Origin of the sequence: Haloterrigena turkmenica DSM 5511, from assembly GCF_000025325.1 — an archaeon.
Lineage (GTDB): Archaea > Halobacteriota > Halobacteria > Halobacteriales > Natrialbaceae > Haloterrigena > Haloterrigena turkmenica.
Map to the genome: position 1 here is coordinate 2,575,779 of NC_013743.1, position 20,498 is coordinate 2,596,276.

Annotated in this window: 16 protein-coding genes and 1 tRNA gene; 7 read left to right on the forward strand and 10 right to left on the reverse strand. The window is 67.2% G+C overall.

Translation table 11 applies throughout. From position 1 onward, the window contains the following. Positions 1-12 precede the first annotated feature (12 nt). Positions 13-636 carry a hypothetical protein gene (locus tag HTUR_RS12370; protein ID WP_012943662.1) on the forward strand — a complete coding sequence of 208 codons (624 nt, stop codon included), beginning with the start codon at positions 13-15 and terminating at the stop codon, positions 634-636. Positions 637-793: 157 nt separating this feature from the next. Further along, positions 794-1,072, forward strand: coding sequence for a hypothetical protein (locus tag HTUR_RS12375; RefSeq protein WP_012943663.1), 279 nt, complete (start codon positions 794-796; stop codon positions 1,070-1,072). A 301-nt stretch (positions 1,073-1,373) separates the two neighbouring features. Here HTUR_RS12375 and HTUR_RS12380 read toward each other — a convergent pair whose 3' ends face one another. Beyond that, a complete protein-coding gene (locus HTUR_RS12380) occupies positions 1,374-2,258 on the reverse strand; it encodes a hypothetical protein (protein WP_012943664.1) in 885 nt (294 codons plus the stop codon). Positions 2,259-2,627: 369 nt separating this feature from the next. On the opposite strand from HTUR_RS12380, the gene HTUR_RS12385 reads away from it, so the two are divergent. The 3 genes from HTUR_RS12385 (at position 2,628) to HTUR_RS12395 (ending at position 7,876) form a co-directional block, all read left to right on the forward strand. Beyond that, positions 2,628-3,692, forward strand: coding sequence for a DUF1616 domain-containing protein (locus tag HTUR_RS12385; protein ID WP_012943665.1), 1,065 nt, complete (start codon positions 2,628-2,630; stop codon positions 3,690-3,692). Positions 3,693-3,963: 271 nt separating this feature from the next. Continuing rightward, positions 3,964-5,847, forward strand: coding sequence for a sensor histidine kinase (locus tag HTUR_RS12390; RefSeq protein ID WP_012943666.1), 1,884 nt, complete (start codon positions 3,964-3,966; stop codon positions 5,845-5,847). 106 nt (positions 5,848-5,953) lie between these two features. Continuing rightward, complete coding sequence (locus tag HTUR_RS12395) at positions 5,954-7,876, forward strand: cellulase family glycosylhydrolase (protein WP_049941725.1); 1,923 nt, start codon at positions 5,954-5,956, stop codon at positions 7,874-7,876. Positions 7,877-7,987: 111 nt separating this feature from the next. On the opposite strand, the gene HTUR_RS12400 is transcribed toward HTUR_RS12395, so the two are convergent. The 3 genes from HTUR_RS12400 to HTUR_RS12410 form a co-directional block, all read right to left on the reverse strand. Then, positions 7,988-8,965 carry an LEA type 2 family protein gene (locus HTUR_RS12400; RefSeq protein ID WP_012943668.1) on the reverse strand — a complete coding sequence of 326 codons (978 nt, stop codon included), beginning with the start codon at positions 8,963-8,965 and terminating at the stop codon, positions 7,988-7,990. A 520-nt stretch (positions 8,966-9,485) separates the two neighbouring features. Beyond that, positions 9,486-9,560, reverse strand: a tRNA-Glu gene (locus HTUR_RS12405). Between the two features lie 107 nt (positions 9,561-9,667). After that, complete coding sequence (locus HTUR_RS12410; RefSeq protein WP_012943669.1) at positions 9,668-10,888, reverse strand: helix-turn-helix transcriptional regulator; 1,221 nt, start codon at positions 10,886-10,888, stop codon at positions 9,668-9,670. Between the two features lie 212 nt (positions 10,889-11,100). Here HTUR_RS12410 and HTUR_RS12415 point away from each other — a divergent pair, with 212 nt between their 5' ends. Next, on the forward strand, positions 11,101-11,679 hold the full coding sequence (locus HTUR_RS12415; RefSeq protein ID WP_012943670.1) for an MBL fold metallo-hydrolase: 579 nt from the start codon (positions 11,101-11,103) through the stop codon (positions 11,677-11,679). Here the strand turns inward: HTUR_RS12415 and HTUR_RS12420 are convergent, their stop codons facing one another. The 5 genes from HTUR_RS12420 to HTUR_RS12440 all read right to left on the reverse strand — a co-directional run bounded on the left by HTUR_RS12420 (position 11,680) and on the right by HTUR_RS12440 (position 17,165). Then, positions 11,680-12,897, reverse strand: a complete 1,218-nt coding sequence (locus HTUR_RS12420) for an ABC transporter ATP-binding protein (protein WP_012943671.1) — start codon at positions 12,895-12,897, stop codon at positions 11,680-11,682. Next, positions 12,894-14,798, reverse strand: coding sequence for an ABC transporter permease (locus tag HTUR_RS12425; protein ID WP_012943672.1), 1,905 nt, complete (start codon positions 14,796-14,798; stop codon positions 12,894-12,896). The genes HTUR_RS12420 and HTUR_RS12425 overlap by 4 nt, the downstream gene beginning before the upstream one ends. A gap of 15 nt (positions 14,799-14,813) precedes the next feature. Further along, positions 14,814-15,926 (reverse strand): thiamine ABC transporter substrate-binding protein, encoded by a 1,113-nt coding sequence (locus tag HTUR_RS12430; RefSeq protein WP_012943673.1) that lies wholly within the window; start codon positions 15,924-15,926, stop codon positions 14,814-14,816. Between the two features lie 136 nt (positions 15,927-16,062). Continuing rightward, positions 16,063-16,902: an ATPase gene (locus HTUR_RS12435; RefSeq protein ID WP_012943674.1), complete on the reverse strand. Its 840-nt coding sequence runs from the start codon at positions 16,900-16,902 to the stop codon at positions 16,063-16,065. Continuing rightward, complete coding sequence (locus tag HTUR_RS12440) at positions 16,899-17,165, reverse strand: DUF5827 family protein (protein WP_012943675.1); 267 nt, start codon at positions 17,163-17,165, stop codon at positions 16,899-16,901. Before HTUR_RS12440 ends, HTUR_RS12435 begins: the two co-directional genes overlap by 4 nt. Positions 17,166-17,440: 275 nt before the next feature. On the opposite strand from HTUR_RS12440, the gene HTUR_RS12445 reads away from it, so the two are divergent. Continuing rightward, the gene (locus HTUR_RS12445; RefSeq protein WP_012943676.1) at positions 17,441-19,213 is read left to right on the forward strand and encodes a histidine kinase N-terminal 7TM domain-containing protein; all 1,773 of its coding nucleotides are present in this window, start codon (positions 17,441-17,443) and stop codon (positions 19,211-19,213) included. Between the two features lie 44 nt (positions 19,214-19,257). Here the strand turns inward: HTUR_RS12445 and HTUR_RS12450 are convergent, their stop codons facing one another. After that, complete coding sequence (locus tag HTUR_RS12450; protein WP_012943677.1) at positions 19,258-20,388, reverse strand: RNA ligase; 1,131 nt, start codon at positions 20,386-20,388, stop codon at positions 19,258-19,260. Positions 20,389-20,498 lie beyond the last annotated feature (110 nt).

Sequence of the window (20,498 nt, forward strand, 5' to 3'; positions counted from 1 at the left end):
TAGCCGACCGTGATGTCACTCGTCAGTAAGGCGAAACACACCACGCAGGATCTCACCAGCAAAGCGAAGAACGCGAAACTCGATCTGGCCGCCTACAAGTTCGCTGGCGAGCTTCCCGAGGAATCGTACGCGTCGATCGATACCGAGCGTGCCGTCGTCGACGACAGAGGGACCGTGCGGCGGTTCTTCGGCGACGACCCCACGTGGCGCGACCGCTACTTCGAGTACCTCGAGGACGGCCACGTCGGGATGGTCCTCCACGACGACGGCGAGGTGATGAGCTACGGCTGGACCCTGACGCCGGCGTCGGTTCGGGCCCCCAGAGCGCTCCCGGATTCGATCGTTGAAGAGGACTGCTACTGGCTGTTCGACGCCGGGACGGAGCCGGCGTACCGCGGCAACGGGCTGTTCAAGGAGATCAACCGCGCGCGAACCGAGTGGATCCTCGAGCGCGATCCCGACGCGACGATCTACACCGATACCGGCGTCGACAACGTCGCCCGCTACGGTATCGAGTCCTCGCAGTTCGAGCCGCACGGCACGATCTCGCTGGTCAGGTTCGAACTCCCGGGAACGCCGCTGTTGAAGTGGAGCCGATGGGATCGGGACGCCGAGCATCCGCCGAAACCGGAGTGACGGATCGGCGACGGCCGACGGTCGCTCGCGTCTCGCGCCGGAACCGCTCGCTCGAGTCCGGCGCTGCCACGATCGACGGGTACGTGCCGATTACCGCCCGTTCGTGCGGTGGACGACCGACTGGTTTTATGTCACGGTCCGGAATAGTGCGGCGGCGATGCCTACGCCACGTCGTCTCAGATTCATTCACACGCAGGTCGCGCTGCTCCTGGGGTTGCTCCTAGCGCTGACGGTGGTCGGCGCGTTCTCGCCGGGACTGTTCGTCCTGCTGGGAGTCATCGGCTTCGTCACGGCCATCGAACTCCTGACGCCGGTCGAAGTCCGTCCGCGGTGGTACGGCCGCGTCGAGGTGCTCGTCACGCTGGCGCTGGTCACCGCCGCGGCCGTCGCCGGCGTCCGCACCCTCCAGTTGTTCGAGCCGAGCCTCCTCCCGTAGCGCGGCCGTCCGCCGCCGTCGGTGGTCGACACCTTCCGCGACTCACGGACGCAGCACTGGCGTTGCACCGGTACTCGATAGCAGCGTCACGTATCTCGTACTCAGTAGCAGCGGCACGAATTCGCACTCCGTACCGGCGTCACGACGACTCGCATCGCCCAGACGTCTCGCGTCTCAGCGACACCGCCATCCGTTTCAAAAGGAGTTCCGTTTCCACCCGTTCGAACGGTGCTATGCGGGTCCCCGATCCCCAGCCGTCGCGCAGCGACTCGAGTCCGAGTCCGCGTCCCGAGCGCCGCGCTCAGTTCGCGTCGATAGCTGCGTCCGCGTCCCACGCACAGCGGACGAGCCACTCCCCGCGGTCGGTGTCGTCGGTGACCTCGAGTCGAACCGGCCGCTCGAGACCGCCGGCAAGCCCCACCGCGAGCGTCGAGGCGACGGGGTGGTCGAATCGGTCGACGGCGCCGAACGCGCTGCCGGAGACGGCGATCTCGGCCCGGCCCCGATCGATATCGACGGCCGGCTCGGCCGCGGTCACGAACTCGAACCGGGCCTCGAGGGCGTCGCTCAGTTGCTCGACAGCCGCGGCCGGCGTCTCGGTCGCGTCCGAGCCCGTTTCCACGACTTCGCGAACGAACTCAGTGCCGATCGGCTTGAGGACGAGGCCGTCATCGCCGAAGCCGACGCTCGCGTCGCCCTCGGTCGGCCGTGGTGCGTCGTCCGAATCGGCCGGGACGAACAGGCGGACGCGATCGTCCTCGGTCGGGCAATACCACCGGCTCGTCTCGAGACCGCGACGCGCGAGTATCGCCTCGTAGTTGGCGGCGCAGGTCGCGTAGACCCGCTCGGCGTCGCCGCTTTCGACGAATCGACTCCCCGTCACGGACCGGGTCAGCAGGCCGGCGAACAGTCCGACGCCGGCGAGCGCGTACAGCACCTCCTGCCCGTTCGGGAGGACGAACGCGGCCGCGAAGCTCAGGACGCCGAGGCCGACGAACCCGAGGGCGGTGAGCCGAAGCCGGTGTCGGCGGGAGTTGTCGACTCCGTCTCGGAGCCGTTTGTTTTGGGCCCGCAGTCGCTCGACCCGGTGCTCGAGTTCGACGCGGTCGCCCTGCGTCGGGCCGCGAGTTCGGTCGGTGTCGGCGATGCTCGCATCGACGTTTTCGTCGGGGTTGTCAGTCCTCATGGGTGGATTCCTGTGGCGGTCGACCGCCGCGGACGGCCGCCTGCGCGCCGCGTCGGTCCCGCGAGCGGCGCCGACAGAGACGGCTCGCTCCCGGTGGGCGGAGAGACGCCCGCAGTCGACGCGAACGGCGCATTCCTCGGGTGCTAATGACGATCCCGGTGAAAGTAATGCTCTCACTATACTCCGTCAGGAGCAGAAACTACGGGGGACACTGCTGAGCGTCGCGTTCTTCGATATGGTGGGTCGCTCGCTCGAGTCGCGTAGTCGGATGCTACGCTCGTGACTGTTCAAGTTGCGTAGTCACTACTTCCTGACTGTCTCCGCAAGCGACCACCCAATTTACGTATCGGATATCGAACGGGTGCATATATGTCAGACACCACTGCGAACCGGAATCGGTCCGCGCGGACCGAGAGGGTACCGCCGGATCTCGCGGCGGTCGTCGTGGCGACGCTGCTCGTCGTCGTCGCCGCGTTCGCGCCGGTGATCCGCGAGACGCCGCTGCGCGTCCCCGTCGGCATCGCCTTCGTCCTCTTCGTTCCCGGCTACGCGCTCATCGCAGCACTGTTTCCCGAACGGAATCGAGTCGCCGTCGCCGACGCGGACGGCGGCGATGCGAGCGAGACGACCGACGGAGGGCGAACCCGCGTCCTCGGTGCCGGCACCGGCCTCGACGGCGTCGATCGCCTCTCACTGTCGGTCCTCGCCAGCGTGATCCTCGTCTCGACGGTCGGCGTCGCGATCCACTACACGCCCTGGCCCATCCAGGCCGGCCCGGTCGTCGCCGTCGTCGCGGTCGCCACGCTACTGCTGTCGTGGATCGCCGTCCGCCGTCGGCGAGCGCTCGCCCCGTCGGTCGCGTTCGCCGTTCCGGTCGAGCGCTGGCGGTCGACGGTTCGGGGCGCCGTCCGCGACCCCGACAGCCGCGCCGACGTCGTGCTGACCGGGCTGCTGGTTCTCGCCGTCGGAATCGCGCTGGCGAGCGTCGGCTTCGCCGCTGTCGGTCCCGGATTCGGTGGTGCCGACGGCGCCGATGGTCACTCGGCCCTGTTCCTCGAGCACGACGGCGACCTCCTGACCAACGAATCGGCCGTCCTCGAGACCGACGACGCGGCGAACGTCACCGTCGGCGTCGAGAACGAGGAGGGGCGGACGGTCGACTACACCGTCGTCGCCGTCACACAGCAACTCGAGGGCGACGGCGAGAACGTCTCCGTCGCGAACGAAACCGAACTCGAGCGCCGCGGGATCGAGGTCGACGACGGCGACACCCGACGCCTCGAGTACGAACTCGAGTCCGCGGCGGTCGACGACGCCGCGGACGACACGCGGGTCGTCTGGCTGCTCTACGCGGACGAGGTGCCCGACGACCCGTCGACGGAGACCGCCGAGGCGTACGTGACGCTGTCGCTGTCGGACGGGTCGGACGGCTGAGCGCCGCGGCCCGATTTAGCCGACTGCCCGGCACAGTAGCGACCGACCGCGGATCGGTCCGGCCGCCGATCGGGGTCGGTCGCGCTCTCCGGCCGTCGACGTACCGCTACCCACCCCAACCTCTTTTCGAACGACCCGACAGCCGTTCCGCTCGCGGGAGCGCGGAATCGATTCGAGGTGTCGGTGAGTTCCTGACCGACCTGACAGCGGGACCGAACGTCGCCACCTCTCCGGCAACAATAATCAAGAGGGCGTACTCACAAGCGAGACTATGACAGATTCGGGTCCACCGGAGGGGGAACGCGAGGGGGATCCGGAACGGTCGTTCGTCTCGCGAGTCGCGCGCTCGGTCGTGCTCGGTGTCGTCCGCCGCAGCTACGCGCTGAAACTCGCGCTCGCGCTCTTCGTCGTCGTCCTGTTGATCGCCGGCATCGGCGCGGTCAGTTACGTCCAGATTCAGGGGATCATCGAAGCGGACGCGGAGGAGACGCTCCGATCGACCGCGACGATCCAGTCAGACGCCGTCGGCGAGTGGGTCAACGGAATCGAGAGCCAGACGCGCGGGATCGCGACGTCGGACGTCTACGGCACTCGAGACCGGGAGGCGATCCGGGACCACCTGCGGGACTCGCAGGCGCTGGCCGGCGAGGACGTCGTGGGCGTCCACTACGTGGATCCGGAGAGTGACGAGATCGTCGCGAGCACCGATTCGGACTACGAGGGAGAGTCGGTCGCGACGGCGGTCCCGGCCTGGAGCGATCCGATCGAGCGAGCGACCGCCGAGGACGGCGACGACGGCCTGATCGCGCCGTCCGATCGCGCCTACGAACGCAACGGCCGCCTGCTGATGGCGTTCGCCGGGCCGGTTCGCGTCGGCGACGGCGTGCTCGTCGTCGTCGCCGACGTCCGGCAGGGGTTCGAACAGCTCTACCGGTCGGAGACGATCACGACGACGCGGGTCCTGACCGCCGACGGCCGAGAGGTGGCCGCTCCGCGCCAGATCCGGCCGACACCGCTCTCGGACTCGTCGGCGTTCGAAATCGCTCGCGACGGGAAGACGGCGATTCACGACCGCGAGTCCGACGTGCTCGCGTTCGCTCCGGTCGACGGCACTGACTGGATCGTCGTCGCCGAGGCCCCCAAGACGCGGCTCTACGAGGCCGGCGAGACCGTCGGTCGGAACGTCGCCTTCCTGGCGGTCGCCTCGCTCGCCGCCCTCGCCGTCGTCGGGCTCGTCGTGGGCCGCGGGACCGTCCTCCCGCTGATCCGACTGCGCGAGCGGACCCGAGCGCTCGAGGCCGGCGAGTTCGACGTCGATCTTCGAACCGACCGCGAAGACGAGATCGGGCGACTGTTCACCTCCTTCGCGGCGATGCGAGACACGCTCCGAACACAGATCCGGGAGACCGAAGCGGCGCGAGAGCGGGCCGAACGCTCCAGTCGGAAACTCGCGCGCCAGAACGAGCGCCTCGACCAGTTCGCGAGTACGGTCAGCCACGACCTGCGCAACCCGCTGAACGTCGCGGACGGCTACCGGGACCTCCTCGAGTCGAAGCTCGCCGACGCCGAATCCGAGGACGTCGACCTCGAAGAACTCCGGGAGTACGCGACGCGGATCGACGAGTCCCACGCGCGCATGGAGACGATCATCGACGACGTGCTGGCGCTCGCCCGAGAGGAGAACACCATCGACGACACCGTCTCGGTCGACCTCGAGTCGATCGCGACCGACGCCTGGGCGACCGTCGACCACGAGGACGCGACGCTGTCGGTGGTCGGCAGCCGAACGTTCGAGGCCGATCGGGACCGGCTCCTGCGCGTATTCGAGAACCTCTTCCGCAATTCCATGGAACACGGTACCACGAGCGCCGCCTCGCGAACGGAGCACCCCGTCGTCCAGCAGGGCGGCCCGAGCGTCAGCCTCGAGGTTGGCCCAACGGAGACGGGGTTCTACGTCGCCGACGACGGTCCCGGCATCCCGACGGACGCCGTCAACGACGTCTTCGAGTACGGAGCAACGACGGCCGAGGACGGGACCGGGTTCGGGCTGGCCATCGTCGAGAGCATCGTCTCGGCACACGACTGGACGATCGCCGTCGACGAGAGCCACGACGACGGGGCGAAGTTCGTCGTCTCGGACGTCGGTGACGAGTGATCGGGCTGCCTCGAGGGCCACGGAGTCATCGTCGGGTTCGCAACCGATCGCCCGCCCGGCGTCGGGCCATCACGGTTATCAGCGTTACCGAGAGAGTACACCGGTAATGCACCGCCGCCGGTATCTGGCGTCGCTCTCGGCTAGTTCGATGGCTGCGATCGCCGGCTGCTCGAGCCAGCGAACCGATGGTCCGGAGACGGCCGGACCGCCGCGGCTCACCGTCGAGGGGCGGTGGGTGACCGACCCGGACGGCAACCCGGTCGTCCTCCGCGGAGTGAGTCTCGCCGATCCCGTGTGGAGTCTCGAGCACGCCGAAAAGCCGGAGGAAGAGTACTGGGAGACGTTCCGACTCGCGACCGACGACGACGCCGGGTGGCACGCGCGGGTACTCCGGCTCCCGATCGAGCCCAACTCGATCAGCGAGGCCGGCATGGACGCCGTCGTCGACGCCCTCGATCGAGCGGTCGAACTCGCGGCCGAGCGAGGCGTCTATCTCCTCGTCGATTACCACGCGAGCAAACGTTACGACACGTCGTCGATCGATCGACGACTGCGCTCGTTCTGGGACCGCGTCGCCCCCCGGTACGCCGACGATACCCACGTCCTCTACGAACTGTTCGGCGCGCCGACCGAGCCGGCGGCCGGTGGCCGCGAGGCCTGGCGGACCTGGCGCGATCGTGCGCGTCCGTGGCTGTCCGTCGTACGCGATCACGCCCCGGACACGCCGATCGTCGTCGGCTCGCCGGCGTGGTCGTCGCTGACGGCATACGCCGCCGCGGAGCCGTTCGATCACGACGGACTGCTGTATTCGGCGCACGTCTACCCGTCCTGGGAGCCCCGCTCCTGGGAGGCGACGTTCGGTACGCCCGCCCTCGAGGTACCGGTGTTCGTGACCGAGTGGGGGTACACCGGCGCCGAGGCGGCGGGATCGGTGACCCACCTGATCGGCACCGCCGAGAGGTGGGGCGAGCCGTTCCGCGAGTGGGTCGACACCCACGAGAACGTCCACTGGTGTGCGGCGACGTTCGACACTCGCCGACAGCCGGCCATGTTCGACGCCGACTGGACCCTCCCCGACGGCGACGACAACATGGGCGCGCTGGTCAAGGCGTGGCTCACCGACAGACGCGACGACCACCGACCCGGTCAGGAGACGCCGCTTCCGTCCGACGAGGGGTCGCCGCCGACGCCCCCGGAATCGGTCAGGATCGTGCGCGTTCAGGAGACGAGGGCGACCGTGCGATGGGAGCGGCCGCAGGATCCGGACGGCGCCGTCCTCCAGTATCGGGTGACCCTCGACGATCGCGAGCCGACGATTCTGCGCGGGAGCAAACGGGTGGTGGAACTGTCCGACCTCGCTCCGGATCAGGACTACGAGGTGCGCGTGACGGCCGTCGACGAGCGCGGCCTCGAGTCTGACCCCGCGTCCGCCCGGTTCAGTACGCTCGCTCTTTCCAGTCCCGAGGCCGCGATTCCGCGGACGCCCTCGGCGCCGTCGATCGGTGCCGAGGTCGACGACGCGTGGACCCTCGCCGAGCCGAACGCGGTCGATACGCTTCTCTGGACCGATCGGCGCCTCGAGATAACGGCCACGTGGCGAGCACTGTGGGACGAGAACGCGCTGTACGTTCTCGTCGATACTGACGATCCCGAGGGCGGGACGGACGTCTTCGCGGAGCTCTATCTCGACCTCGATAACAGCCGCGAGGAAGCGTACGACGGGGAAAACGATCTTCAACTCGGTATCCATCGAGGCGACGAATACATGTGGCAAGGCTATCACTCGGCGCCGGTAACCGGGGTTGCGGAAGTCGCGACGACTGAGACCGATCGCAGCTGGCGTGTAGCATTTGTGGTCCCGTGGACGGAATACGACGTGCGGCCGATCGTCGGCTCCCGACTCGGACTGGACGTCCACATCGGCGTCAGGGACGGCAGCGAGCGAATCGCGAAAGTTAGCTGGTTCGACGAGAGCGACGAGGCGTGGGAGAACCCGCAGGCGTTCGCGACCGTCGAACTCGGCGAGTGACCGACGGTCTCGCCGTCGCAGTTCGTCGACGGGATGGTCGACCCCAGTACCGCCGCGCTCACATGAGACCTTATGATCGCTTCGCCGTCGTATCGACCGCTGGTTCGGCTGTCAACTCCGTTCTTGCCGTTCGTTTCGATCGCTCGCGGACTCGTTTCCGCTCCTGTCCATCGACCCGATCAGATCCGTCCGGAAGGTGCGGTCATACGAGAGGAACTCCAGCGGGACCGTCCGCTGGACTCCGGCATACTCGAGAGTCGCATTAAATTCGACCGACAGGGTCGACGTTTCGTCGTTCCGGAGATGCGTGACCCACCAGTCGTCTAGCTCCGTGTTATCGATGGCCGCCCTGGCGTCGATCGTTCGCGTACTGTCGGCCGGGATAACGGTCCGCTCGGCCGCGACGCCCTCTCCGACGACGATTCCGTTCAGTCGGATCGTGTAGCCGATCTCCGTGATCGGAACCGGCAGTCGGGTCGGGTTGGTCACCGTCGCCGACGCGTCGATCGGCGTTCGGTTCTCGGTCGCGTTGCCCCACTCGGCGTCCGTTTCGTCGACGACGAACACCGTCCGATCGTACGCCCGGAGCCGTTGGGTCTGATTCGTCCGGAGCGGCTCGAGCAGGTCCGTCCGGACGGTCCGTTCCTGCGTCATTCCGTCCGCGGGGAGCCGGATATCGCCGTAGGCGGCGACCACGTCGGGGTCGATGCGCACCGTCGTCGTCTCGTTTCGGTTGACGTGGGACGCCCACCACGCCGGGATCTCGTCGTTGTCGATCCACGTCGAGACGGTAACGGCGCGTCCCGCGTCGTCGAATCGGACGCGGTTGTCCCGCTCCGACGCGAGCACGATGTCGTTCGCCGAGACGGTGTACGAGACGTTCGCCGCGGCGTCGCCGGCGCGGAGGACCAGCGGCTCGTCGACGCCGATCCGGGTTTCGACTTCGGTCCGCTCGTCCGTGACGGTCCCCCACTCGGTCTCGACGGATTCGACCTGCGGCCGATCGGCCGTGATCACGCCGTACGTCGCGGTCCCGCCGGTCAGGACGATCACGGCGAGCACCGCCAGCACCGCTCTGCGACGGTCCATCTACCGCTCCTTCCGTTCGGCCGGGGTTCTGCTATCGCGTTACACGTTCAGGTCGTTCAAGTCCGCCCGTCAGTGGCTCGCTCGTCAGCGCTCGAGACGTCGCTGCGAGCGCTGGTCCCTTCCGCCGAGTCGTCGCCTCTGGTTGTGACACCGCAGCGAACCGTCCCCGCTGCTCCGCGACCGGATTTCGAATACCAAATCGTATTGGATATACGGTTATTCCGATCGGTTTCCTTTGTTGTCGTAGGGCAGGCACCATCCCCCATCATCCCCCACCATCGCAGTGTCAGAGGCAGTTTTCCTGCCCTATCACGGCACCCCCTTCCATCCCACCGTTTCGGGATCAATCGGGGAGAACCACCATCGGCTCCTGCTTCCAGTCAGTCGCTCTGATCAGCGTCTTGCTCGAGTCGAACGACTCGCGACGGTCTCAATAGGCCGGTCGCTTCTGGCGAAAAGACGACATCTCCGCAAGCGGAATAAGCTACGCGTCGCTCACTCGAAAACTGTATTAGAGAAGTGCTCCGTCAGGGATTCGAACCCTGGTCATTGCCGTGAGAGGGCAATATGATTGGCCGGACTACACCAACGGAGCGTTCACGTCCTTCGTCTGCATTCAATCGTTACGTCGTACGATGTTTAAGCATTCCGTTTCGATCCGAGAGTGTTCCACCGTGACACAGATTCGGATGCTGACAGCAGTCACTCCTCGAAGGGCGATTTGGTGGCTTCGGGTTCGAACCCGTCGAGGCTGATGATGTTCTCCCGACCGACCCGGAGTTTGCTGATCGTCCCGTCCTCTTCCATATCGGAGAGGAGCATGCTGACCTTGGATTTCGACCAGCCCGTCTCTTCGACGATGTTGACCTGCTTCATGCGGCCGCCGTTCTCGCGGATGAGTTTGACGACCCGGTCCTCGTCGGTGAGCAGTTCTTCGTCGGTGAGCGGATTGGGCTCCGATTGCGCCTCCCGTTCCGACGGTCCGTCGTCGACATCGCGCTCTGTCGTGGCGGCCGTCGCGGCTGCCGCCGCTGGGGCCGACGCCTCCGAATCGTCCGGCTCTGCGACTGCGTCAGGCGTCGGGCCGTCGTCGTCGTCGGTCCGTCGGCGGTGATACCAGACGGCGCCGACGACGACCGCCAACGCGAGGAGGCCGGCCGCGGCGAGTTGCCACGTCACGGCGCTCCCTTCGGCGACGCCGTCCCGTACGAACACCGCTCGCGGTTGCCCGTCGAGAAACTGCTGCTCGCCGCTCCAGCGAACCGTGTCCGCGTTCTCGAGCGAGTTGCCGGCGTACTGAGCGTCGGCTTCGGGATCGACGCGATCGAAGGTGAGACCGTCGCCGGCCTCGACCTCGATTACCTGATCATCCGCGATGTAGAGGTCTTCGAAGACGTCGCCGACGGTAACGGTCCCGCCGTCGACGCGGGCGAACCCTTCCCAGGTGAACGACATTTCGACGATGCCGTGCGTTGTGCCCAACTGCTCTTCGACTCTCGCGGAGCGTCGGAAGTTCGTCGCCGCCATCTCGCGGTCGGTCTGCTCGGCGCCGCCGGCCGCCATGGCCTTCGAGGAGTTAATAAATCGCTGGTAGAGGTCGCTCTCTTCGGACTCGAACTCCTCGGCGAACTCCTCGAACGCGTCCTGCTCTTCGGACGCGTTCTCGCCCTCGAACCGCCGTTCGTGGCGGATCGTCCACGTCGCGCTCCCGTTCTGGTGGACGGTGATCTCGAACGTCGTCTGATCGAAGTCCTGGGACTGAGCGACCGCGGACTGTGACTGCGTCTCCGTCGGCGCAGTCGACTGTGCGTACGGCGACGGATCGCTTGCGGCACCCGTCCCAGCCATCGCCGTCGGGACGCCGAGACCGGCGACACAGAGGACGACGAGAACGACGGCGACGACGGAGACCGGCCGGTTCATTCGTCTACCACTACGTGCCGCAGCTAAAAATCCTTGTGAATACGAGACTCTCGAAGAAACCGGCCCAGACTCGAGTCGAAAGCCGATATCGTTGGGTTACAGACGCCAAATCACACTTTGAGAGGCGTATGTCGCAGTGACGCACAACGCTCGAAACCGGCGCGTGTCGGGATGTCGATACGTACAAACGGATCGACGGCGTACCGTCGGCTATGATCGCCAATCTCGCGCAGGGCGTCCAGGCGTTTACGAGCAACGTCTTTCTCGTCGACGGCGAGCGGACCGTGTTAGTCGACGCGGGAGCGAACTTCGACGGCGTCGCGGCCGTCCGGGAACGGGTCGACGACCTCGACGCCGTCGTGCTCACGCACACCCACCGCGACCACGTCGGCAATCTCGAGGCGGTGAAAGACGCCTTCGACGTCGACGCGTGGGGGTACGACCCCTCGATCGACGGCGTCGACCGCGCGATCGCGGACGAGGAGACGGTCCGCCTGGGCGACCACGAGTACGTCGCGCTCCACACGCCCGGCCACAAGAACGACCACCTCTGCTTTTACGCCGAGAGCCCGGGCATCCTCTTCGCCGGCGACCTAATCTTCCAGAACGGGAGTTTCGGCCGGACGGATCTCGAGGAGGGGGACCGCGAAACCCTCATCGAGAGCCTCGATCGCGTCCGCGAGCGGATCGATCCGACCCTCGAGGAGATGCACACGGGCCACGGGCCGAGCGTGACGTCCGATCCGTACGATCACGTCGAACTCTCGGCGCAGATGGCGCGACAGGCCTGATTAACGCCGCTCTTCTGCCGACTGCGTCTCCAGTACGTGCGCGTCCGTCGGCGCGAATCCGACCACGACGTCTCCGTTGATCGTCGCATCGCCGTCGTCCGCCGTCTCCGCACCGCCATCGTCCACCGCCTCCGCACCCCCGTCGGTCGTCGCAGTCGCCCCGTTATCGAGACCGTCGGGATCCGACGGAAGTGGCGTCTCGGCGTCGAACTGGAGGACGACCGACCCGCCGTCCCACCGCCCGTACGTTCGGACGCGCTCGCCGCGGAACTCGCTCGTTTCGATCTCGACGGCGAACCGATTGGCGTCGGCGTCTCGAGCGAGCGCGGCCGGTCGGACGCAGAAGCTCACGCGCTCCGCGCCCGCGGGGACGTCCGCGACCTCGAACTCGCGGTCGCTGCCGTCGACGGCGACCCGCGTCCGGTCGCCGTCGCGGCCGCGCACGGTCGCGTCGAAGACGTTGTTGTCGCCGACGAACGCGGCGACGAATCGCGTCGACGGCTCGCGATAGATCTCCCGGGGGCTCCCGATCTGCTCGATCCGGCCGTCGCGCATCACCGCGAGGCGGTCCGAGATCGCCAGCGCCTCCGCCTGGTCGTGGGTGACGTAGACGGTCGTGATATCGAGTCGCGACTGGATGCGTTTGAGCTGTCGGCGCAGCGACTCCCGGAGCCGCGCGTCGAGCGCGCTCATCGGCTCGTCGAGCAGGAGGAGATCCGGTTCGGGCGCGAGCGCGCGGGCCAGCGCGACTCGCTGGCGCTGGCCGCCCGACAGCTGATCGGGATCGCGATCGCCCGTTCCCTCGAGGTCGACCAACTCGAGCAGTTCGCGGACGCGCTCGTCGGCGCTCGTCCCCGCGGGCGACTCCCGGTATCGGAGCCCGTAGCCGACGTTTTCGGCGACGCTCATGTGCGGAAAGAGCGCGTAGCTCTGAAAGACGACGCCGACGTCGCGCTCCTCGGGCGCCGCGTCGGTGACGGCCTCGCCGTCGAAGCGGACGGTTCCGTCGGTCGGCGCTTCGAACCCCGCGATCGCTCTGAGCGTGGTCGTCTTCCCGCAGCCCGACGGCCCGACGAGCGTGAAGAACTCGCCGTCGCGGACGGTCAGGTCGACGTTCCGCAACGCGACGGTGCCGTCGCCGTCCCCAGCTCCGTCTCCCGAACCGCTCCCGCCCGCACCGTAGCGCTTGGTGACGCCCTCGAGTTGGAGTTCGGTCACAGTTCGTACCTCCCGCCGACGCGGTCGACGACGACGAAACTCGCCGCCGTGACGAGCAACAGCAGCGTTCCCATCGCGATCGCGGGGCCGGAGCGACGGCCCAGATAGCGTTCGACGGCGACCGGCATCGTGTAGTGTTCGCTCCCGCTGGCCAAAATCACCGTCGAAGAGAACTCCCCGATCGAGATGGCGAAGGCGAAGGCCGCGCCGGCGACGATCCCGTTGGCGACCAGCGGGAGTTCGACGTCGAGCAACGCCCGCGTTCGCGAGGCGCCGAGGGCGCGGGCGGACTCGACCATCGCCGGATCGAGGGTCGCGAGCAGCGGCGAGACGTTGCGCGTCACGAACGGGTAGGCCGCGACCGCGTGGGCGGCGACGATGGCGACCGTACCCGTCACCTGAAAGCGCCAGCCGCCGGGCAGCGGGATGCCGAAGACCAGCCCCTGCAAAAGGCCGATCCCGAAGACGATGCCGCTGACCGCCAGCGGGAGCATCGCGAGCGTGTCGACGAGCCGTCCGCTCCTGCCGGCCCGGACCGTCAGCACCGAGATCACGACGCCCATCGGGACCGCGACGGCCAGCGTCGCGAGCCCGAACAGCAGCGAGTTCCGGATCGCGGGGAACGGACGCGTCTGGAAGCTTGCGCCCTCGAGCTGGCGCTCCACGAGGAACGCGTAGTTCCGGAGCGTGAACCCGGAGCCGTCGGTGACGCTCCCGACGACCAGACTCGCCAGCGGACCGACGAAGAGGACGAGCGCGACGCACCCGTAGCCGAGCACGGCGAGCCGTCGCGGCGAGAGCGCCGTCCGCGCGTCGGGGAAGAGCGCCTCTTTCGGCGGCGGCGACGGCGCCTGGGAGAAGCCGGTCTGTGCCGACTCGTACCGGAGGTAGGCGTAGGTCAGCCCCAGCGAGAGGATCGTCTCGAGGATCGCCAGCGAGGCCGCTTCGCCGTAGGCCAGCCGCTGGACCCGGTCGTAGATCCAGACCTCGACGGTCGCGAGTTGGAGGCCGCCGAGCGCGAGCACGATGGGGAAAGTCATGAACGTGAAGATGAAGGTCAGCAACGCGCCGGTGAGGACCGCCGGGACGAGTTGCGGAGCGACGACGTCGCGAAAGGCCCGGCGGGGGCTCGCGCCGAGGCTACGTGCGGTTTCGACGGTCCGGGCGTCGACGGACTCCCAAGCGGCGACGGTCAGGCGGGCGACCAGCGGCGCGTTGTAGAAGGCGTGGGCCAGGATCACGATCGCGAGCGGACTCGTCTCGATGAACGCGAACGGACCCAGGCCGACGGCTCCGAGCAGGGTGTTGAGCGTCCCCGTCCGCCCGAACATCGCATAGAAGCCGACGGCGACCATGATCCCGGGCAGGACGAACGGCAGGATCGTCAGCGACCGAAGGGTGCGCCGGCCGTAGAACTCGTAGTTCGCGAGGATGTAGGCGGCCGGGAGGCCGAGCGCGACGCTCGCGACCGTCGACAGCGCGGCCTGATAGGCCGTGAAGCCGAACAGTCCCTTCTGAACGGGCGGGAGCTCGACGGCGAGCCACGGCACCGGGAGATCGAGTCCGGGAACCGGAGACGCGAGCGTCACCGCGATCGATATTCCACCGAGCCAGCCCGCCAGCGCGCCGAGGTGGTCGCCGATCGCGAGCGGATCAGCGAAAACGTCCGCGAGGACGCCGAAGTAGAACGGATCCGTCAGCACCTCGACGAAGTGGCCGAGCGTCGGCGATCCGTCCTCGAGGAGCGCCTCGACGAAGACGAGCCCGACGGGCAGATAGAGCATGACGACGAGGACGGCCGCCGTCCCGAACGCGGCCAGCGAGAGGACGTGGCGCTCGAGCCACGCGCTGACGACGCCGGCGGAGAGTCGATCGACGACGGGACGATCTGCGAGGGACACGGATACGCTGGCCCGTTACTGGCCGGCGAACTCGCGCGCCCAGTCCTCGACCCAGCCGTCGAGGTTGCCCCGGAGACCGTCGTAATCGAACGAGACCATCTCCGACGGCCTGTGTGCGTACTCGTCGAACTCCTCGTCGAGATCGACGTGCTCGTCTGCGACGGCCGGGAACTGGACGTTTCGGGTAGCGATCTCGGCCTGGGCTTCACTCGAGAGGACGAAGTCGAAGAAGTCGTAAGCGAGGTCGACGTCGCCGGCGTCCTCGAAGATCGCCATCCCCTCGGGGTTGGCGTAGCCCTGCTCGTTCGGGAAGGCGACCTGGTGGCGCGAGAAGTCGTAGTCGAACCGGTTGGTGTACACCTGGTCGGTCGAGTAGGAGACGACCATCGGTCGCTCGCCCTCCATGTACGCGCCCGAGTAGGACTCGGTCCAGCCGTCGAGAACGCGAACCCCGTTGTCCTCGAGTCGCTGCCAGTAGTCCAGGTATCCGTCCTCACCGAAGGCGTCGATCGTCCACAGAAGGAACGCCTGTCCCGAATCGGCTTTCTGGGCGTTCTGGGCCAGCAGCGTGTTCTCGTATTCGGGCTCGGTCAGATCCTCGAGCGACGCGGGTTCCGCGACCTCGTTCTCGTCGTAGACGAGGCTGATGTAGCCCATGTCGTAGGTGAGCGTGCGGCCGTGGGGATCCCCCAGCGCGAACTCGTCGCGGACGCGGTCGGCGCGCTCGAGTCGATCGCGGTCGAGTTCGCGAAAGAGAGCGCCGTCCTCGAGTTGGTCATCGACGCGCACCAGATCGTCCACGTTCAGCCCCAGGTAGACGTCGGCGTCGATCCCGGCGTCTCGATCGGCGCGCTGGATATAGTGGTTGATCCCGCCGTCGGGCAGCTGCTCCCACTCGAGTTCGGCGTCGAACTCGTCTTCGAACGCCTCTTTGAGCCACGGCCCGGCGGAGTCTTCCGTGTCGATCATCGACTCGTACGTGACGACGGTGAGCGTTCCGTCGCCCTCGCTGCCGCCGTCCCCACCGTTCCCGCCGTTTTCATCGCCCTCTCCGTCTCGAGTCAGACAGCCCGCCAGACCGAGCGCCGATCCGCTTCCAACGGTACCGAGAAACGTGCGTCGTCTCATTACACGGTGGTTCCACTGGGTGGTCTTAATCCCTCTGATCGCGTATTCCGGCAATACGTTCCGTAGGAAGTGCTTTCGAACGGATATACGAGCGGAAAATCGGTCCGAACAGACGCGGGATGTCCGACCGGAACGGTCAGACTGCTCCGGCCGCCTCGAGCAGCGCGTCGTAGGCCTCCGAATACGCGCGAGCGACCTGTTCGGGATCCGCCCGCTCGTCGCTCCCGAGCGGCGGCAGGCGAACCCGGTCGATCGGATCGAGGTACTCGAGCACGTCGGGGACGCGCTTCTCTATGGCGCCGTCTTTCGGGCTCGAGCTGGCGATCTCGCAGGCGCGACAGTAGCGATCGCTCGGATAGATCCGGACACGGCCGGGCTCGACGGCCGCGACGGCGCTGATCGCCGCGGGGTCGAGCGACTGCAGCGGCCGCGCAATATCGCTGTAGGACTCGACGACGGCGACCTCCGTCGATTCGATCTCGGCGGCCAGTTCCTCGAAGGCGGAGACGTACCGCCGCTCGGCGAGCTCGTTGAACTCCGCGACCGTCTCGACGGGGACGGCGTCCTCGAGCGGGAGCGCCTCGGCGACCGCGTCCGGAATATCCGCGGTCGCGTTGCGCACGAACGTCGGTCCGTCGCCGCCGTCGCCCGGGCGGCCGACGCGGTCGACGAGGAACTCGCGATCGGACTTCCCCAGGAGTCCGGTCCCCTCGTCCGGCGTGGGCCGCCAGAGGCGGTGGACGGGGTTGAGCGCTTCCGGGTCACGGTCGCGTCCCTCCGCGGCCGCGAGGCGCTTCGCGTCCTTGCCGTAGAGGCGGTCGTCGGCCAGCGCCGTCCGGCAGTCGTCGTGGTCGAACCAGTAGTCGTTGCCGGCCCGGGGCTTGTAGCCGACCGCGCCGGTTCGCTCGAGCAGGCCGACCGAGAACGTGGTCTTGCCGGCGTCGACGCGATCGGCACCGACCACGAGGAGGATCATTCTTTCAGGCCGTAGTAGCCGGGCTCGTCGTCGGATCGGGGCTCGGCGACGACGAGATCGTCCGCGTTTGTCATCACCCAGGGGATCGCCCAGTCCAGCAGGACGCTCTCGGTACCTTCGTCGATCTCGGCGTCGGCCTCGATCCCCTGCAGGAGGCGGGCGATCTCGTAGACGGTGTACATCTGGTCGTCCTCGAGCAACTCGTCGGGCGTGTAGAAGTCACACGGTGGAAGCTGATCGAATTCGGATTTCGGAACCGGCATACCCGTCCGTACGCGTGCGCGCCACAAGACCGCACCGATCCCGGCTCTCGATTTCGCCCCTCGATCCAGCCGCCGCAGCGACTGTTCGAGGGACGACGGCACTCGAGAGACGAGACGACTACCGAGACGTATCCGACCGTCAGACACGTCTACCGCTCGATGTGCCGTTGCGAGTAGTAAAATCCAAAGTTGGATGGGGATAATCTCGCAATATATAGCGCATACGCTAGCTATTAGCCGCAAATCTTTATAATTTCGGCGAGAGACGAACTCGAGTGGAATCTACCGATGTCCTGGTCCCGATCATCTACGCAGTTGCGACGGTGATCGCCGCCGTTCTCGGCGGTGTCATCTGGCGCCATCGGGAGAAAACCGGGGCCGTGCCGCTGGTGGTGGCGATGGCCGGCGCAGTGATCTGGGCGGGATCGCTGTTCGCGCGCTCCGCGGTCGATCACGTCTCGCTGTCGGTGTTCTTCCTCCGATTTCTCTACGTCGGTGTCGGAGCCAGCGTCCTCGGCTCGTTCCTGTTCGTCCTCGCGTACACCGGCCGCGAGCACCTCCTCACGCGACGGACGATCGCGCTCCTCTCGATCGAGCCAGTGCTCCTCGTGGCGTTCGCGTTCGCGAATCCCGGCAACCTGTTTTTCGAATCGATCTTCCGCGATCCGACGGTCGTCGGCGGTATCGGCTTTCAGTGGGGCCCCGCGTTCGACGTCCACCTCGTCTACTCGTACTGTCTCTCCCTCGCCGGAACGATACTAATCCTCGAGTTCCTGCACAACTCCCGGTCGCTATACCGGGGCCAAGCCGCGATGCTGGTCGGCGCGTCCACGTCCCCGCTACTGACGAACGTGGTCTACACCCTCGACGTCCTCGGGTCGATCGACATCGATACGACACCGATCGGCTTCATCGTCGCGGGTGCGCTGTATTCGGTCGCGATCGTCCGCTACCGGCTGGTCGATATCGCTCCGATCGCCCGCGATCGGGTCCTCGATACCGTCACCGACGGCGTTTTCGTCGTCGATACTGAGAATCGCCTCATCGACGTTAATCCCGCCGGCCGAGCGCTGCTCGAGGAGTTCGACGAGTCGCCGATCGGTACGGATCTCGGTTCGCTGTTCGCCGATCGCCCCGAGTTACGGGACGAATTCCGCGGTCTCAGGGATCGTCCCGTCGAGACCGAACGCGAACTGGCACTGCGCGACGGGCACTTTCACGTCCGGACGACGCCGATCGAAGACGGGCGCGACCGTCACGTCGGCTGGCTGTTCGTCGTCCGGGATATCACCGAACGCAAGCGCCGGGAAGCCGAGTTACAGCGCCAGAACGAACGCCTCGAGCGGTTCGCCGATCTCGTCTCCCACGATCTTCGCAATCCGTTGAACGTCGCGGACGGCTACCTCGAGCTCGCCCGCGAGACCGACGACGAGGAATACCTCGACGAGATCGAGCGGTCCCACGATCGGATGGCGACGATCATCGACGACGTCCTCGCGCTCGCCCGCGAGGGGGCGGACGTGACCGATCCGGAGCCGGTCGCGCTCGAAGATGTCACCGAACGGGCGTGGAACGGCGTCGATACGGGCGCGGCGTCGCTCGCGATCGATACCGACGCCTCGATCCTCGCCGATCCGGAGCGGATCACGCGACTGCTCGAGAACCTGTTTCGCAATTCCCTCGAGCACGGTGCCGAGCGCGCGGACGGCGCCGACCTCGAGGTCGCGGTGGGTACGCTCGGTAACTCCGGCGACGGCTCCGCCGCGGGGTTTTACGTCGCGGACGACGGCGACGGAATCCCGTCGTCCCAGCGCGGTCGGGTCTTCGAGGGCGGCTACACGACCGACGAGGACGGAACCGGGTTCGGACTCGCGATCGTCGCCGAGATCGCGACGGCTCACGACTGGACCAGCGCCGTCGCGGAGAGCGACGCCGGCGGCGCCAGGTTCGAGTTCCGCGGCGTCGAACCAGCCGGCGACGCGACTCCCGCGGACGCCGAGATCGAATCGACCGAGTCACCGCTTAGGTCCGACCCGTCTCAACCCTGAGCCGCTCGCCGAGTCGGCGAGCGGTCCGAACGCGAGCGCTGCCCTCATTCGTCCCGCGTGCCACCGTCCAGGTAGTACCGGATCCGATCCCGGCTCGACTCGGCCACCTTCACGAACTCGAGGACGCGCTCGCCGTCCGCGCGGCGGTCCGACTCGAGGTCGATCGTCAGCGACTGCTCGCGAAGGTGCTCGAGGAGCGCGCCGATCGTCTCCGGATCGCCCCTGACCGTGTGTCGCTCGCCGATCGTCTCGCCGGCTTCAACGGCCCGAATGGCCGAGACCATCGGCCGGAGGATCGACTCGCCGAGGTCGTGCGCCCGTTCCTCGAGCCGATCGTCGTCCGCGTCGAACTCGGCCGCCTGAAACGCGTCCCGGACGATCCGCGAAAAGACGAAGTCGCGGCCGTGATCGAAGGGCAGCGAGAACGCGTAGGCGAGTTCCTCGTGGTGTTGGGTCTCCGTCGTGTACTTGACCAGTCGCTCCCCGTCCCCCGATTTCAGGACGACCCCTTCCCGGCCGGCCGCGTCGAGTTCCTCGATCGCCGCTCGAGTCGGTCCGACGGCGTCGGACGGCGTCGCTCGTCCGAAGAGTCGCGGCTGGGCGAACTCGTACTCCTCGCAGAGCCGTCGCCGGTCGACGACGGAGAGCGGTTCTCCGGACTCCCGGTCGCGGACGTCGAAGACCCGGAACTCGTGGGTGTCGATCTCCTCGTAGTCGTGAGTCGAGTAGGGCGTCTCCGGGCCGATGAGTTCGGCACAGAGGGTCTTCTCCGGGTGGGTCACGAAAAAGTCCTCGAGCGGGAGGCGATCGCGGGCCCGGCCCGTCGTGTACGGGCAGACGTAGCCGCTTCTGGTGAAGGCGAGAGGCTCGCCGTCGACGGCCGCGATTCGGACGTTGAAGCCGTCGAGTTTCTCCTCGATGACGACGTTCTCGCCGTCATCGAAAAACGACGGAACTCCGGGGTCGAGCACGAGAACTCGGGGGATGCTCGGATAGCCGCGAACGATGGTCTCCGTCTCCTCGACGATGACCGTCCCCCGCTCGACCCCGTGACGAGCGGCCGTGAGGACGTGGTGGGTCCGCCCCGCCGTCGACCGTTCCTCGACGTGCTCGAAGAGGTCGTCGGGCGTTTCCGCGGTCGCCTCGAGCCGCTCGAGGTACTCGTCGCGTTCCATGCGTTGTTTGTCACCATTCCTCGTGAAAAACACCCGGTAGGTCAGCGGCCGGCGATCAGCGGTCCGCGGATCGTCGACCGATCGACTGCGCCCGACCGATCGAACGCGGG